The 15,743-nt window shown below is 65.2% G+C and carries 15 protein-coding genes and 1 tRNA gene; 9 read left to right on the forward strand and 7 right to left on the reverse strand.

The window, feature by feature from the left end; all coding sequences use genetic code 11:
* The first annotated feature begins 172 nt into the window (after positions 1 to 172).
* Positions 173 to 1,096, forward strand: a complete 924-nt coding sequence (gene rsmI, locus V8Z78_RS07020) for a 16S rRNA (cytidine(1402)-2'-O)-methyltransferase (protein WP_279091634.1) — start codon at positions 173 to 175, stop codon at positions 1,094 to 1,096.
* Positions 1,097 to 1,180: 84 nt separating this feature from the next.
* Here the strand turns inward: rsmI and V8Z78_RS07025 are convergent, their stop codons facing one another.
* The 3 genes from V8Z78_RS07025 to V8Z78_RS07035 form a co-directional block, all read right to left on the reverse strand.
* Positions 1,181 to 2,431: an Hsp70 family protein gene (locus V8Z78_RS07025; protein WP_057094816.1), complete on the reverse strand. Its 1,251-nt coding sequence runs from the start codon at positions 2,429 to 2,431 to the stop codon at positions 1,181 to 1,183.
* 118 nt (positions 2,432 to 2,549) lie between these two features.
* Entirely contained in the window at positions 2,550 to 3,371 is an 822-nt protein-coding gene (locus V8Z78_RS07030) for a VOC family protein (protein ID WP_148747959.1), read from the reverse strand.
* 23 nt (positions 3,372 to 3,394) lie between these two features.
* Entirely contained in the window at positions 3,395 to 3,946 is a 552-nt protein-coding gene (locus V8Z78_RS07035) for an OsmC family protein (RefSeq protein ID WP_502878836.1), read from the reverse strand.
* 254 nt (positions 3,947 to 4,200) lie between these two features.
* Between V8Z78_RS07035 and V8Z78_RS07040 the strand changes: the two genes are divergently transcribed.
* From V8Z78_RS07040 to V8Z78_RS07070, 7 genes are read left to right on the forward strand one after another with little or no spacing between them, the layout of a single operon-like run.
* A complete protein-coding gene (locus tag V8Z78_RS07040) occupies positions 4,201 to 5,913 on the forward strand; it encodes a TIGR04028 family ABC transporter substrate-binding protein (RefSeq protein ID WP_349731152.1) in 1,713 nt (570 codons plus the stop codon).
* 27 nt (positions 5,914 to 5,940) lie between these two features.
* Positions 5,941 to 6,888: an ABC transporter permease gene (locus V8Z78_RS07045; protein ID WP_349731153.1), complete on the forward strand. Its 948-nt coding sequence runs from the start codon at positions 5,941 to 5,943 to the stop codon at positions 6,886 to 6,888.
* The gene (locus V8Z78_RS07050) at positions 6,885 to 7,817 is read left to right on the forward strand and encodes an ABC transporter permease (RefSeq protein ID WP_349731154.1); all 933 of its coding nucleotides are present in this window, start codon (positions 6,885 to 6,887) and stop codon (positions 7,815 to 7,817) included. The genes V8Z78_RS07045 and V8Z78_RS07050 overlap by 4 nt, the downstream gene beginning before the upstream one ends.
* A complete protein-coding gene (locus V8Z78_RS07055) occupies positions 7,814 to 9,499 on the forward strand; it encodes a dipeptide ABC transporter ATP-binding protein (protein ID WP_349731155.1) in 1,686 nt (561 codons plus the stop codon). The genes V8Z78_RS07050 and V8Z78_RS07055 overlap by 4 nt, the downstream gene beginning before the upstream one ends.
* The gene (locus V8Z78_RS07060; RefSeq protein ID WP_057093826.1) at positions 9,480 to 10,598 is read left to right on the forward strand and encodes a putative FMN-dependent luciferase-like monooxygenase; all 1,119 of its coding nucleotides are present in this window, start codon (positions 9,480 to 9,482) and stop codon (positions 10,596 to 10,598) included. The genes V8Z78_RS07055 and V8Z78_RS07060 overlap by 20 nt, the downstream gene beginning before the upstream one ends.
* Positions 10,595 to 11,290: a CMD domain protein gene (locus V8Z78_RS07065; RefSeq protein WP_003068434.1), complete on the forward strand. Its 696-nt coding sequence runs from the start codon at positions 10,595 to 10,597 to the stop codon at positions 11,288 to 11,290. Before V8Z78_RS07060 ends, V8Z78_RS07065 begins: the two co-directional genes overlap by 4 nt.
* Positions 11,287 to 11,877 (forward strand): alkylhydroperoxidase domain protein, encoded by a 591-nt coding sequence (locus V8Z78_RS07070; protein WP_057093828.1) that lies wholly within the window; start codon positions 11,287 to 11,289, stop codon positions 11,875 to 11,877. Before V8Z78_RS07065 ends, V8Z78_RS07070 begins: the two co-directional genes overlap by 4 nt.
* A 9-nt stretch (positions 11,878 to 11,886) precedes the next feature.
* On the opposite strand, the gene V8Z78_RS07075 is transcribed toward V8Z78_RS07070, so the two are convergent.
* Entirely contained in the window at positions 11,887 to 13,392 is a 1,506-nt protein-coding gene (locus V8Z78_RS07075) for a DASS family sodium-coupled anion symporter (protein WP_349731156.1), read from the reverse strand.
* A gap of 268 nt (positions 13,393 to 13,660) precedes the next feature.
* On the opposite strand from V8Z78_RS07075, the gene V8Z78_RS07080 reads away from it, so the two are divergent.
* Positions 13,661 to 13,987: a hypothetical protein gene (locus V8Z78_RS07080; RefSeq protein WP_046461629.1), complete on the forward strand. Its 327-nt coding sequence runs from the start codon at positions 13,661 to 13,663 to the stop codon at positions 13,985 to 13,987.
* A gap of 73 nt (positions 13,988 to 14,060) precedes the next feature.
* On the opposite strand, the gene V8Z78_RS07085 is transcribed toward V8Z78_RS07080, so the two are convergent.
* The 3 genes from V8Z78_RS07085 to V8Z78_RS07095 all read right to left on the reverse strand — a co-directional run bounded on the left by V8Z78_RS07085 (position 14,061) and on the right by V8Z78_RS07095 (position 15,691).
* Positions 14,061 to 14,137 (reverse strand) — tRNA-Met (locus V8Z78_RS07085).
* A 40-nt stretch (positions 14,138 to 14,177) separates the two neighbouring features.
* Positions 14,178 to 14,561 carry a 50S ribosomal protein L17 gene (rplQ, locus tag V8Z78_RS07090; RefSeq protein WP_003050544.1) on the reverse strand — a complete coding sequence of 128 codons (384 nt, stop codon included), beginning with the start codon at positions 14,559 to 14,561 and terminating at the stop codon, positions 14,178 to 14,180.
* Positions 14,562 to 14,692: 131 nt separating this feature from the next.
* On the reverse strand, positions 14,693 to 15,691 hold the full coding sequence (locus V8Z78_RS07095; protein ID WP_003050542.1) for a DNA-directed RNA polymerase subunit alpha: 999 nt from the start codon (positions 15,689 to 15,691) through the stop codon (positions 14,693 to 14,695).
* Positions 15,692 to 15,743: the final 52 nt, after the last annotated feature.

Raw genomic sequence — 15,743 nt, forward strand, 5'->3', positions numbered from 1 at the left:
TGCTGGAGTTTCCAGATGCCAACAAAAATACCAACAATTTGTTGGTATGTCCATGGACCATCAGAGATAACCCAAGACGCTATCCAGACACCACCACAGAGACAAGAAGGCTTAAAAAGTACTTTTCGGAACAATCCGGGACAACTCCAACATCCCTTTCCAAGGAAATCCATTGACTACCTCTTTCGCCTCTGCACTGACTGCCGCACATGACGCGGCCGCTTCCCAGCATTATCCGCAGGGAGCCCTGTATGTGGTGGCGACGCCGATTGGCAATCTGGCCGATATCAGCCTGCGCTCGCTGCATGTGCTGCAGATCGTGGACTGCATCGCCTGCGAGGACACGCGCCACACCCAGGGCCTGCTGCGCAGCTATGGGCTGGACCGACCCGGCAGCCAGTTGCTGGCCGTGCACCAGCACAACGAGGCAGAAGCCGCCCGGCAGGTGATCGAGCGCCTGCAGCAAGGCCAGCGCATCGCCTATGTCAGCGATGCAGGCACTCCCGGTGTCAGCGACCCGGGCGCGCGCCTGTGCGCGGCGCTGCAGACCGTGGGTCTGCGCAGCATTCCGCTACCCGGCGCCAGCAGCGTGACATCGGCCATCAGCGTGGCCGGCGCCGTCACTCCAGCACAGGGCGAAAGCGGTTTTGTGTTTGCCGGCTTCCTGCCCACCAAGAATGCCGAACGACTGGCCGCCGTGCAGAAGCTGGCCGACCAGCCGCGTTGCACCGTGCTGCTGGAAGCCCCGCACCGCATCATCGAGCTGGCCCAGGCTCTGGCCCTGCTGGGCGAGCGTCGCGTCACGCTGGCGCGCGAGATCACCAAGCAGTTTGAAGACATCGCCAGCATGCCGGCCCACGAGCTGGCAGCCTGGCTGCAGGCCTCGCCACAACGTGTCAAGGGCGAGTTCGCCATCGTGCTGCACCCCGTGGCGGTGCAGCAGGAGTCGGGCGAGGCCGAGCGCGTGCTCAAGCTGCTGCTGGCCGAGTTGCCGACCAAGACGGCCGTGAAGCTGGCCGCCGAAATCACTGGGGCCAGCCGCAACACGCTCTACGACCGGGCGCTGGAACTCAAGCGGGCCGCCGAAGAGGAATAGGTAGGTCAACCGGGCGCGGTACAAACCGGAGACGCCTGGCAAGGGCTGCCCCGCAGCCCCCGTTTGGGGAAGCCTGGTTGCGACTCAAGCGTAGGCCAGACCGGTTGCCACGCCACCAAACAGGTCGCCTTCGACCTGCGGCACATCGGGGAAAGCGACGCGCAGCGCATCGCGCAGGGTACGTAGGGCCGACGAGCCGCCGGTCAGATAGATGGCGTCTGGCGCTGCCACGCCGGCCTGGCGCACACAGTCCTGCGCACATTCGACGACCTGCAGCAGCAAGGCCTGCAACTGCTCCTGCAGAACCTCCGGGGAGATGGCCGCCGGCAGGTCTTGCTCCAGCCAGTCCAGCGCTATGGCCGAGGCCGCATGGCTTTGCGAAGCCGCAATCTTGGCCTGCTCCACCGCATCGGCCAGCCTATGGCCTTCACGCCAATCCAGCACCTTCATCAGGCGCTGGTGCAGCTGCTGATCGCTGTAATCGCTCTTGAGAGCGCGCGCCGCAGCCAGGGCCTTGGCTGTGTACAGCCACTGGATCAGATGCCAGGTGGAGAGATCGAAGAACACGCTGCTGGGCACCTCGCGCCCGCTGGGGCCGATGTGCTTGTAGCCCAGCAGCGGCATGACCTGGGCCACGTTGAGGCGATGGTCGAAATCCGTGCCTCCGATATGCACGCCGGTGGTGGCCAGAATGTCCTGGGTGCGGTCGGCATGCCCGGCCTGTTGCGGACCGAGACGCACCACCGTGAAGTCCGAGGTGCCGCCGCCGATATCGACCACCAGCACCAACTGCTCCTCGCTCAGGCGCTGCTCGTAATCCAGCGCCGCCGCAATCGGCTCCAGCTGAAAGCTGACTTCGCCCAGGCCAGCAGCGCGCGCCGCAGCGGCCAGGGCATCCTGCGCCTGACGGTCTCGCTCCGGGTGTTCGTCGACAAAATGCACGGGACGCCCCAGCACCACACGCTCGGGCAGACGACCGTCCAGCGCTTGACGCGCCTGATCGGCCACGCGCTTGAGAAAGATCGCGATGATGTCCTGATAGCTGACGAGCTGCTCGTGCACCGCGGTCTTTTCCAGCAACAGGCTGCTGCCCAGCAGGCTCTTGAGGGAGCGCATCAGGCGCCCTTCCTCGCCTGCCAGATACTGCTGCATGGCATCGCGGCCGAAATGCGTGCTGTGTTCTTCGGTATTGAAGAACAGCGCCGTGGGCATGCCCGTGGCCGCTCCTTCCAGAGGCAGCAAAGTTGCGGTCTTGCCAGGCAGGCGATAGGCAGCAGCAGAGTTGGAGGTTCCGAAATCGATGCCCAGAGTGGCAGACGTGAGAGCTGTGGTCATGAAAGGCGGCGCTGCACCGCGCCGGCCCGCAAAGGCTGACGCGGCCGCAACGAAAACGCCCACCGAAGTGGGCATGGGTGTCAGCGGGGGCGCTATTCTAGCGCCCCTGTTATTGGGCCTAGGCGGCGGCGGTTTCCAGCTCGCTGCCGGAATGCAGTGCCAGTTCAATGCGCACCCCGTGGGTGGCAACTTCGTCCAGTCCCTCTGCTACCGCCTGCTGCGGCACCGACAGCACGACCGCATAAGGTCCTTCGCCGCGAGTGGCCAGTCTTTGGGCCAGGAGGCCTGCAGCCTGTACGGGTGCCGCCAGCACCAGCTCGGTGGTGCCCAGACCCAGCGATACCTGCTGCGTGCTGCCGTCGGCCGAGACCCGCAGCGCGCCGACATCCACGCCTTCGCCGAGCAAGGCCCGCCAGCGCGCCAGGCTGGCCCGCAGGTCCTTCACCGCCACTTCCAGGCGCGCCACGCCGGTCACGCCATTGGGATGCACCCGGGCCTGGCCTTCGGGCACCCGCAAGGCACGCGGCGTCAGGTCGCCGCACAGAAACGGCAGATCCTGGCTGTGGGCGCGTGCATTGCGCCAGCGCAGCTGCTCTCCATCGGGACGCAGACGTCCGCCCTCATAAGGCGCTTCATAGTCCAGGCCGCGCGCCTGGGCCGCCGCCACCACGGCGCCGGTCTCGGAGGGCAGCAGCGCAAAGTCGACCAGGCCCTCACCGTGCTGCTGCAACTGCTGCCACCAGCGTTCCTCGGGCGCGGGCGCACGCCAGGCAATGAGTTCGAAATAGACGCCGTCGGCAAACACCACCAGGGCATTGTGCGTGGAGCGGCCCGGGTGCTCGCCGCCGCGCAGCACGTTGAAGCCCAGGGACTGGTAGTCGGCAATCGTGCGCTCCAGATCCTGGACCGCGATGACGATATGGTCGAGTGGCAGGCTCATGCAAAAGTCTTTCCAAAAGGTTCTCAGGCCGCCAGGCGCTCGGGCGCGCTGGAGTCGGTATGGCGCACCTCGGCGCGGATGGACTGGGGGTTGCGCAGCAGCTTGAGGATGGGGCAGCTTCGCTCCACGGCCTCGAACAGCGCATCGATCTCGGCACGGCTGGCTGGCGAATCGATATGCACGGTGTAGCCGATATCGTGCGGCCAGATCGGCGTCGCCTCATGGCCGGGCTTGCCGCCGCGCGGGTCTATGACGCCCGTGACCTCGACTTCGAGGCTCTCCAGCGGCACCTGGCGCTCGGCCGCCTGGATCAGAAAGATATGGGTCACGCAGGTGCCCAGCACGCCCAGTTGCAGCTCGGGCGAGCTCGGGCCGAGGTTGTAGCCTGCGAAGTCGAGCGGGCTGTCGCTGATGACCTGGTGTTCGCGGATGCGCAGACGACGCACGCCGCTGCGCCCCTCGGCACGCACGCTGGCCTTGAGCCTGGTGGCCTGGGCCGTGCCCGCCTCGATGGCGGCGCTGCGCGCCAGCACGGCCGCGCGTTTTTCGGAAAGATATTCGTTGAGATGGCTCATGAGCGGGCTTTCGATAGAGGAATGCCAGGCCATTGTTGTGAGAGCGGCGCGCCGGGCCAACAAAGGAATTCGTCTGCGCTTATGCGCTTTGCAAATATGCGGCCTCTCACTGTTTAGTTGTTTTTCGTATAACGATGCTACTTAATATATGAACATGAATATTTGGCGTCGATAGCATGAGAACCATGAATCCGGTCGGTTGCTGCGGCGATGCGTCCGGAACCTGAGTTTTCAACGCCATGTGGCGACGAGGTATGAACGTGTTTTTCCCTTCGCAGACGGATCCATCGATAAAACAGCCGGTGAACAAGCCGGCCCAACGCCGCGCCCTATGGGCCGCGGTGGCGGTACTGACGGGCAGCATGCTGCTGGCCGGCTGCTCCAGGCAATCCGGCACGGCCCAGGCCGGCGCATCGGCGGAACCGGTCCAGGGCGGCACCCTGGTCTATCTCGAGCAGCAGGCACATACCAATCTCTATCCGCCTGCCGGGGGCTTTTATCCCAACGGCGGCGTGCTCAACCAGATCACGGACAAGCTGACCTACCAGGACCCCGAGACACTGGAGATCCAGCCCTGGATCGCCGAGTCCTGGACCGTGAACGCCGACGCCACCGAGTACAGCTTCAAGCTGCGCTCCGGCGTGAGCTTCTCGGACGGATCGCCGCTGGACGCGGCCGCCGTGGCGCGCAACTTCGACACCTACGGCCTGGGCAACAAGGCGCTCAAGCAACCGGTTTCCGAGGTCATCAACAATTACGAGCGCAGCGAAGTCGTCGATCCGCTGACCGTGAAGTTCTTCTTCAAAAAGCCCTCGCCGGGCTTTCTCCAGGGCACTTCGGTGATCGGCTCGGGCCTGGTCTCGCCGGCCACGCTGGATCGTCCCTTCGAGGAGCTTGGCGATGCCACGCGCATCATAGGTTCGGGCCCCTTCGTGGTGGCCAGCGAGACCCTGGGCAAGGAACTGGTGCTCAAGGCGCGCAAGGACTACCGCTGGGGCCCGGCCAAGCTGGCCCACCAGGGCCGAGCACGCCTGGATGAAGTCAAGTTCATCGTCACGCCCGAGGACAGCGTGCGCATAGGCGCACTGCTGGCCGGTCAGGCCGGCTTCATCCGCCAGGTCCAGGCCTATGACGAAAAGCGCGTGGAGCAACAGAAGTTCAGCATCTACGCGCCGTCCACGCGCGGTGTGAACAACAGCATCGCCATCCGTCCCGACAACGCCCTCGTGGCCGACCTCAAGGTGCGCCAGGCCCTGTTGCATGGCACCAATACCAAGGAGATCGTCGAAACCCTGTTCTCGCCGCGCTACCCGCAGGCACGTTCGGTGATCGCCTCCACGGCAGCCGGCTATGTGGACCTGTCGGCCAAGCTGGTCTTTGACGAGGCCAGGGCAAAGCAATTGCTCGACGAAGCCGGCTGGAGCCTGGGCGCCAACGGCCTGCGCCAGAAGAACGGCCAGGACTTCGTGCTCTCGACCTACGAATCCCTGCCCCAGCCACAGAACAAGGAAACCCTGCAGCTCGTGGCCCAGCAATGGGCCAGGCTGGGTATCAAGCTCAATGTGCTGGCCGGAGACTCGGGCAGCCGCACGGTGGACACGCTGGACCCCGACAAGACAGGCGTGCTGCCGGGCATGGTGGGCCGCGCCGATCCTGACGTGATCAAGAGCAATTACTACCCGAGCAACCGCAATGTGCTGCTGCAAAAAGGCGGTGTGAGCCAGAAGGTCAAGTCCTTCGAGGACGGCAAGCTCAACCGCCTGTTCGATGCCATCGCGGCCGAGACCGATGCCAACCGGCGCCTCGCGCTGACCGGCGAGGTGCAGAACTATCTGATCGACCAGGCCTACGCAATCCCGATCTTCGAGGAGCCCCAGGCCTTCGCGGGTGCGACCTGGGTGCGCGAGGTGGGCTTCGAGGCCGTGGGCCGTCCCAGCTTCTACAGCACCTGGCTGGCCAAGCGCTGATTGCGCACCGATCAAGGAGGCGCACCCATGCCACGCCGCTATCTGCTTGGCCGCATCGCACAGGCCGCCCTGGTGCTGTGGGCGGCCTTCACGGCCTCTTTCATCCTGCTGCAGTTGCTGCCGGGCGATGCCGTGCTGATCAAGTTCCTGAACCCCGAGCTGGGCCTGGGCCCGCAGGAAATCGCCGACATCCGCGCCGCCTATGGCGCCGACCAGCCCGTCTGGCAGCAATACCTGCATACGCTGGCTCAGTTCCTCACGGGCCATTTCGGCTACTCGCTGCAGGCCGGCGTGCCCGTGAGCCAGGGCCTGGCCACCAGTCTGCCGCCCACGCTGCGCCTCGCGGCCCTGGGCTTTTCCACGGCGGCGCTGCTGGCCATCGCTCTGGCGGCTGCGGCCAGCCTCGCGCCTCTGGCCTGGCTGCGCAATGCCCTGCAAGCCCTGCCCTCGGTCTTTGTCTCCGTGCCCGTTTTCTGGCTGGGCATCATGCTGATCCAGGTGCTGTCCTTCCGTCTGGGCTGGATTCCCGTCATCAATCCCGGCCCCTGGGAAGGCCTGGTCCTGCCCACGCTGACGCTGGCCGTCCCGATTTCGGCGCCGCTGGCCCAGATCCTGCTGCGCAATATCGACAACGTGCTGGCCCAGCCCTTTGTGGCCGTGGCGCGCGCCATGGGCGCTTCTCGCGCCTGGGTGCTGCTGCACCATGTGGCGCGCAATGCCTTGCTGCCGACCTTGACGATTGCCGGCGTGCTGTTCGGCGAGCTGCTGGCCGGCGCCGTGGTCACCGAGGCCGTGTTCGGCCTCAACGGCCTGGGCACGCTGACCCAGCAGGCCGTGGGCAACCAGGACACGGCCGTGCTCCAGGCCGTGGTCGTGGTCTCGGCCGCCGCCTTCGTGCTCATCAACCTCGCCGTGGACCTGCTCTACCCGCTGCTCGATCCTCGTTTGCGTCATTCTGTGGAGAACCGGGCATGAACACCGCCGTCTCGACCGCCATTCCCAAGCCACTGGCATCCGGCGTCGCCTCGACCGCAGCGCCCAGGCTGGCGCCCCCGCCGGCACCGGCCGCAAAAAGCCTGCGCCCCATCCTGATCGATCTGCAAAGGCTCAGACGCCTGTCGCCCACGCTGGCCCTGGCCTTGCTGGTGATTGCCACGGCCGCGCTGTGGGCCCTGGTTCCGGGCTGGTTTGCGCATCAAAATCCCGTCGTCGGCCAGGCCGGCCAGCAACTGCTGGAGCCCGGCCTCGCGCACTGGCTGGGCACGGATGCGCTGGGGCGTGATCTCTGGGCCCGCGTGGTGCATGGCTCGGTGCACTCCTTGTCGGGCGCTTTCGTGGCCGTGGCCGTGGGCCTGGTGGCGGGCACGCTGATCGGCCTGCTGGCCGGTGCAGCGGGCGGCCGCGTCGATGACGCGCTGATGCGCCTCATCGACGTGCTTCTGGCCGTGCCCTCGCTGCTGCTGTCGCTGACCATCATCATCTTGCTGGGCTTTGGCACCATCAATGCAGCCATCGCCGTGGGGGCGGCATCCGTGGCCGGCTTCGCGCGCCTGGTGCGCTCCGAGGTGGTACGCGTGCGCCGCTCGGACTATGTGGAGGCTGCCTTCGGCAGCGGCGGACGCTTTGCGGCCGTGCTGTGGCGCCATGTGCTGCCCAATTCGCTGACCTCGGTGGTGGCCCTGGCCGCTCTGCAGTTCGGCTCGGCCATCCTGTCGATTTCCACGCTGGGCTTTCTGGGCTACGGCGCGCCGCCGCCCACGCCCGAATGGGGCCTGCTGATCGCCGAAGGGCGCAACTATATCGCCACCGCCTGGTGGCTGACCACGGCGCCGGGCCTGGTCGTGGTGGCCGTGGTTCTGGCCGCCAACCGCATCGGAGCCTCCTTCGCGCGGAGGCCGGCATGAGCACCCTGCTGCAAGACCGCCCCGCCACGGCAATCCCTGCCGCAGCCGCCGCCCCGCTGCTCGAAGTCCAGGACCTGGTCATCGCCTACCGCGACCACAGCGGCCAGGAACAGCGCGTGGTCCACGGCCTGTCGTTTTCCGTGGCGCCCGGCGAAGTCGTGGCCCTGGTCGGCGAATCGGGCTCGGGCAAGACCACCACGGCCCAGGCCGTGATTGGCCTGCTCGCCGACAACGGGCGCCGCGAGCAAGGCAGCATCCGGCTGCAAGGCACCGAGGTCTCGGACTGGAGCGCCGCGCGCTGGAACAGCATCCGCGGCCGCGTGCTCAGCCTGGTGCCCCAGGACCCGACCACCTCGCTGAACCCCGTGCGCACCGTGGGCGACCAGGTCGGCGAAATCCTGCGCATTCACGGCCTGCGCGACCGCTCTGCCATCGAGGCGCGCGTGATCGACCTGCTGACCCGCGTGGGCCTGTCCCAGCCCGCCCTGCGGGCGCGCCAGTATCCGCACGAGCTGTCGGGCGGCATGCGCCAGCGTGTGCTGATCGCCATCGCCATCGCGCTGCGGCCTGCGCTGATCATCGCCGACGAGCCCACCAGCGCGCTGGATGTCACGGTGCAGCGGCGCATCCTGGATCTGATCGACGAGCTGCGCCGCGAAACCGGCACCGCCGTGCTGCTGGTCACCCACGACCTGGGCGTGGCGGCCGACCGCGCGCATCGCCTCATCGTCATGCAGGGCGGTCGCATCCAGGAACAAGGCCCGACACTGGAGCTTCTGCGCCATCCGCAAAGCGCCTATACGCGCCGCTTGCTGTCGGACGCACCTTCGCTCACGCCCGCCCCCCGTCGCACACCGCCTGAGACGGCGATTGCCACCGAGGACTGGGCCATCGAGGTCGAGGACCTGGTTCACGACTTCCATGCCCCCAGCCAGGGGCGCGGCATTTTCCGCGCCGTGGACGGCGTGTCGCTGCGCCTGCGCCGGGGCTCCACGCATGCCATCGTCGGCGAGTCGGGCTCGGGCAAGACCACGACCATACGCGACATCGTGGGCCTGGCACGCCCTACATCGGGTCGCATCCGCATCGCCGGCGCCGAACTCACGGGCCTGCGCGGCGAGGCCCTGCGCCAGCTGCGGCGCAAGGTCCAGCTGGTCTACCAGAACCCGTTCAGCTCGCTGGACCCGCGCCAGCGTGTCTTCGACATCATCGAGGAGCCGCTGCTCAACTTCGAGCCGCTGCCGCCCCAGGAGCGCCGCCAGCGCGTGCTTGACATGCTCGAGCGCGTGGGCCTGCCTGCCGCCGTGCTCGAACGGCGCCCGCATGCGCTCTCGGGCGGCCAGCGCCAGCGCGTGGCGATTGCACGCGCCCTGGTGCTGCAACCGGAGGTGGTGGTGCTGGACGAGGCCGTTTCGGCCCTGGACGTGACCGTGCAGGCCCAGATCCTCGCCCTGCTCGCGCAGCTGCAGCAGGACCTCGGCCTGAGCTATCTCTTCATCTCGCACGACCTTGCCGTGGTGCGCCAGATCGCCGACACGGTGTCGGTGCTGCGCGCAGGCAAGGTGGTGGACGCGGGCAGCGTCGAGGACGTGTTCCTGCGCCCCACCAGCGACTACACGCGCGAACTCATGGACGCCATTCCCGGCAAAAGGAGCATTGATTTTGTCCCCCACCCCGCCTGACACTCTTGCTCGCGTGCGCCCTGCCCCACGCCTGGGCTTCTTCAGCCGCCTGCTCGATGAGGTACCGGCCGGCGAACGCTACCGCCTGGTCACCGAGCAGATCGCCCATGCCGAAGCCCAGGGCTTCGACTCGGCCTGGATCGCCCAGCATCATTTCCACGAAAGCGAGGGCGGCCTGCCCTCGCCCCTTGTCTTTCTCGCGCATGTGGCGGCACACACGCGGCGCATCCGCCTGGGCACGGGCGTGGTCACGCTGCCGCTGGAAAACGCGCTGCGCGTGGCCGAGGATGCGGCCGTGCTGGACCTGCTCTCGGACGGCCGCCTCGAGGTGGGCCTTGGCACGGGCGGCACGGCGGAGTCCTTCGAGGCCTTCGGCGTCACAGGCAGCGAGCGCGGCGCGGTCTTTGCGCGCAACTTCGCCGTGCTGAGGGATGCCTGGGCCGGGCGCGAGCTGGCAGGCGGCGTGCGTCTGTACCCCGCAGCCCCGCATCTGCTGGAGCGCGTCTGGCAGGCCACGTTCTCGGTCGAAGGCGGGGCACGCGCTGGTGCCAACAGGGACGGCCTGATGCTCTCGCGCACACAGCCCCGACCCGAAGGCCGCCCCCGGGCCACGCTGTCCGAGATACAGAACCCCATCATCGAAGCCTATCTCGCGGCCCTGCCCGCAGGACGCGCACCGCGCATCCTGGCTTCGCGCACCCTGCTGGTTTCCGACCAGCGCGCCCAGGCACTGGAATGGGCCGAAGCCGGTCTGCGCCGCGCGGCCCAGCGCCATGCGGCCCTGGCCTCAACCTCCTCCACGCAATGGGCAACGCGCGTCGATCCGCAGGCGCCGCTGCAGCAGCTCATTGAAGCCTACGACGTGCATGTGGGCACGCCCGAGGAGGTGATCGCCTCGCTGCGCGCCGACACGGCGCTGGCGCAAGCCAGCGAAATCGTGTTCCAGGTCCACTCCATCGACCCGCCGCACCAGGCCATTCTGCGCTCCATCGAGCTGACGGCAGCCGTCGTGGCGCCGGCTCTGGGCTGGCGCCGCAGCGAGGCCCCCGCCGGCGCTTCACAACCCCCAGTCCGGACCGAACTGCTTCAAGCCGCATGACCATGAGCAACACCGCACAGACCCGCTTTCCCGAAGATGTGATCGACCATCTCGCCGATATCGCTGCCGGCAGCACGCTCGATCAGGTCCGCCGCCACCGTAGCGAGGCACGCACCCAGGCCCAGCAAAGCTTTGCCGCGCTGTTCACCCCCGCCGAGCCGGTTGCAGGAACCGTCTCGCTGCGCGAGCGCCTGACGCTGGCCGCCTTCACGGCAGGCCTACATGGCGAGCCTCGCAGCACGGCCTTCTATACACGCGCCCTGGCGGGCGAGGATGCCGATCTGGCCGATGCCGTGAGCTCGGAAGTGGTGCGCGGGCGCGCTGCCAGCCTGCAGCCCGGCAGCGGCCCGCACGGTCCCTACGGGATCTATCCGGCCGGCCCCTTGAGCCGCGAGGACCAGAGCGGCCCCAACTACGCCGTGGACCCGGCCCATGCGGCTTTGCTGGGCCCGCGCCTGAGCGCCGCGCTGGCCCATGCCCATCTGCTGGCCTACCACCCACGCGATGCGAGTGCCCAGGCCTTGCTGGCGCTGCAGCAGGCCGGCTGGAGCGAGACCGATATCGTCATCCTGTCCCAGCTCGCCTCTTTCCTGTCCTTCCAGATCCGCCTTGTGGCGGGGCTGCGCGTGCTTGGCGCACGAGCTGCAGTCACCACGGCATCTTCCACCCTCGCCCTGCAAGCCCAGCCATGAGCACCACGCACAACACCTCCCCCCAGGTCTTCACCCAGGAACAGCTCGACTGGCAGCCATGGATAGCTCCGCTGCAGGAGAGCGAGCTGAGCGAGCGCCACCATGCAGGCCTGGTGGACGCGGCGCGCGCGCGTTCACCCTATTTCCGGCTGCTGGCGCGCGACCCCGACACGCTGGGAGCACGCACGCGCACCGACAAGGACATCTTCTACAACCCCGACGCCGGCCTGCCGCGCGCCGAGCGCGAACTGGCAGCAGCTGCAACCTCACGCACCAATGGCTGCATCTACTGCGCTTCGGTACATGCGCGCTTTGCCACGCGTTTCTCGCAACGCGCCGCCGATGTGCAGCGCCTGCTCGATGAAGGTCCGGGCACCGACCTGGGCCCGCGCTGGAACGCCATCGTCGCCGCCGCCGTGGCCTTGACGCAGACGCCGCCCGCACTGGAGTCCAGTCATATCGATGCGCTGCGCGCCGCCGGCCTGGATGACGCGGCCATCTCCGATGCGCTGCAGGGCACTGCCTTCTTCAACTGGGCCAACCGGCTCATGCTGTCTCTGGGCGAGCCCCTGCGCACGAGCAGCTGACAGCGCGGCTCACCACAGCCCCAGCAACTTCCACCAGGCGCTGCCGACGACAGCGAAGATCAGCAACTCCAGCACGCACATCACAGCCCCCACGCGCCACCAGACACCTAGAGTCACATAGCCGCTGCCGAAGATGATGGGTGAAGTGCCGGTCGCGTAGTGCGTCAGCGTCATCATGATGGCCGAACCGGCCGTCATCATCAGCATGAAGGGGACGACGTAGTCAGCCGGGATCAGTTGCGCGCCCACGGTCAGAAAGGCCAGCATCATGGCGCTGATATGGGCCGTGGTGCTGGCAAACAGATAGTGCGAGAAGACGAAAACGCCCACCAGAATGGCGGCCACGGGCAGCCAGTCCAGGCCGCTGGCGACGATGGCGCTCTTCAAACCCTCGGCAAACCAGGCGACCACACCGAGCTTGTTGAGCTGCTCGGCCAGCATGACCAAGGCACCGAACCAGATCAGGGTGTCCCAGGCGCTTTTCTCGGACAGCACATCATCCCAATCGATGGTCCCCGTGATGATCAGGGCGAACAAACCGAGAAAAGCCACCACGGTCGGGTCCAGCGTGAACGCCGGGCCGAACAGCATTTGCGGCACATTCGCCCATAGCAACAGCATCACGCCGAAGGTGCCGAGCATCACGCGCTCCTTGCCTGACAGCGGGCCCATGCCTGCCATCTCGGCGCGCGCGTACTCCACGGCATTGGGTGTGGCCTTGAGTTCGGGTGGCGACAACAGATAGATCGCCAGCGGCATCAACAGCAGACACAGCAGCCCTGGCAGCAGCATGTACAGAGCCCAACTTGTCCAGCTCAGGTGCAGGGACTGACCCGTGGCCTTGGCCACCAGGTCCACGACCAGCGGATTGGGCGCCGTCGCGGTCAGGAACATCGCCGAGGTGATCGGATTGGAATGGTAGTTGACCAGCGCCAGATAGGTCCCGACCTTGCCTTGCGTTCCCTTGGCCGGATCCGATTCAAAGGCATTGGCGATGGACTTCATGATCGGATGCACGATGCCGCCACCGCGTGCCGTGTTGCTGGGCGTGAACGGGGCCAGTACCAGCTCGCAGATCGCGAGTCCGTAACCTATGCCTATGGTGCGCTTGCCCATCAGCGCAATGAACAGCAATCCGATGCGGTTGCCGAGCCCCGTCTTCTTGAGACCGCGCGATATCAGAACCGCCACCACGATCAGCCAGATCAGAGGATTCGCAAAGCTGCTCAGCGCATCCGTGATCGCACCTTTGGACGAACTGGAGGTGACCTGGGACAGCGACACGATGACAATCGCCATCAATGCCATCACGCCTATGGGCATGACCTTGAGGATGATCGCCACGATGGTCGTCAGAAAGATGGCCACCAGTTGCCAGGCCTTGCTGTCCAGTCCCGCAGGTACCGGCGTCAGCAGCAGACCGGTCAGCACCAGGGTGGAAATCAGTGCAGGCACGACCCGAAACGGAACGGCCGATTTGAAGTAACGGAACATCGAGACGATCTTCTCGAACATAGAAGTCCTTTTCTTTACCTGCAGCGCATCGAGACACCATACCTCAGCTCAGCAAAAGCCAGGAGTCCCCGACGGACATTGGCGCTCGGGTCACAGACTGGCATCATGATGCAGTGCCGCATGGCTTCGACTCCAGGCCGACTTTTACGTTGCCAAAGTTTGATCGACGGCAAGACTTGCAGAAGCAAAACCAATGGCAAGACCTCGTACATGTCAGTATTCAAGCATTGGGCACATGCCCATGGATTCAGCAGGAGAGACACTCTAAATGCCAGCGAACCGATTCCTGCCCGATGAATGGGAAAGCCGCCTTGAAGAAATAGATCTAGCGATACTGCATCAGGCTGCTATCTGCAAGATCCGGCTGCTTGAGCCCGGTGCCGTCGAACGCGTGCTGGCCAACGATGCCGGCATCTGCGGTGCCGAACATGAGACGGCATTCAGGACCTTGCGCGGCCTGCTCTATCTGCACTACACCGAGGTACTTCATATCAGCGAGGTACTGAGCCCGGAAATCGCTCAGGTGATTGCCAGCCGGGTGCGCGAGCATCTGAGCCGGCGCTCGGGCACAGCGTCGGGAGGTATGACGAGCTGATACCAGCGCTGCCGCCCTTCAATGGAAAATGGACAAAAAAAAAGGTCACGACATTGTCGTGACCTTTTCAATTTGGTTGCGCGAGAAGGATTTGAACCTCCGACCTTTGGGTTATGAGCCCAACGAGCTACCAGACTGCTCCATCGCGCGGTATTTCCAAATTATAGCAGGCTTTGCAGCCTGCCCTGGCTTATTCAGCTGCTGCAGCGGCTTCTTCAGCGCGCTCAACCAGTTCCACATAGGCCATGGGAGCGTTGTCGCCCACGCGGAAGCCCATCTTCAGGATACGTGTGTAGCCACCGGGACGCTGAGCGTTGCGGGGACCCAGCACGTTGAACAGCTTGGTCACGCTGTCGCGGTCGCGCAGGCGGTCGAAAGCCAGACGACGGTTAGCCACGGTATCAACCTTGGCCAGAGTGATCATGGGCTCGATGACGCGACGCAGTTCCTTGGCCTTGGGGACCGTGGTCTTGATTGCTTCGTGCTCGATCAGCGAGTTCATCATGTTCTGCAGCATTGCCTTGCGGTGTGCAGAAGTGCGGTTCAGTTTGCGGAGGCCGTTGCCGTGACGCATGGTGCTTTTCCTTTGCTCCCCGTTTTTATCCGGAGATCTTTTCTAAATTAAATCAGGCAGCCGTATCAGGTACTGCCCGAGGCACTTGGACTTTGCCGGATCAACTCCAGCAAAGTCCTCTATTGTAGCAATTAACGCTTTTCCAGGCCAGCGGGTGGCCAGTTTTCAAGCTTCATGCCCAGAGTCAGACCGCGGGAAGCCAGAACTTCCTTGATCTCGTTGAGCGACTTGCGACCCAGGTTGGGAGTCTTGAGCAGCTCGTTTTCGGTACGCTGAATGAGGTCACCGATGTAGTAGATGTTCTCCGCCTTGAGGCAGTTGGCAGAACGCACGGTGAGCTCGAGCTCGTCCACAGGACGCAGCAGAATGGGATCGAACGACGTGGCAGCGCCGCGGCCACCGGCAGGAGCGTCGAACACGCTGGCGATATCGCCACCGTCGAGCTGGGCAAACACTGCCAGCTGCTCCACCAGGATCTTGGCGGATGCACGCACTGCGTCTTCAGCGGTGATGGCACCGTTGGTTTCGATTTCCAGAACCAGCTTGTCCAGATCGGTACGCTGTTCCACACGTGCGGATTCGACAGCGTAGCTCACGCGCTTGACGGGCGAGAACGAAGCGTCGAGCACGATACGGCCGATCGACTTGGTCGATTCGTCACCGTAGCGGCGCACGTTGCCGGGCACATAGCCGCGGCCCTTTTCCACCTTGATCTGCATGTCCAGCTTGCCGCCTTGCGACAGATGGGCGATCACATGATCAGGGTTGACGATTTCTACGTCGTGGGGGGTCTGAATGTCACGGGCAGTGACAACACCTTCGCCATCCTTGCGCAGGCTCAGGGTGACTTCGTCACGATTGTGCAGCTTGAACACCACACCCTTGAGGTTCAGCAGGATGTTGGTCACATCTTCCTGGACACCGTCGATGGAGGAGTACTCATGCAGCACCCCAGCAATCGTCACTTCCGTCGCTGCGTAACCCACCATGGAGGAGAGCAGAACACGGCGCAGGGCATTGCCCAGCGTATGACCGTAGCCACGCTCAAACGGCTCCAGAACAACCTTGGCACGGTTGTGACCAAGTTGCTCGACATTGATTGTCTTGGGCTTCAGCAAATTCGTTTGCATGCAGACTTCCTCTCAATACCCTCGGCTCGTTACACCGGTAAGGCTGGTGAAG

This window comes from Comamonas sp. wu1-DMT, assembly GCF_040187805.1.
Lineage (GTDB): Bacteria > Pseudomonadota > Gammaproteobacteria > Burkholderiales > Burkholderiaceae_C > Comamonas > Comamonas thiooxydans.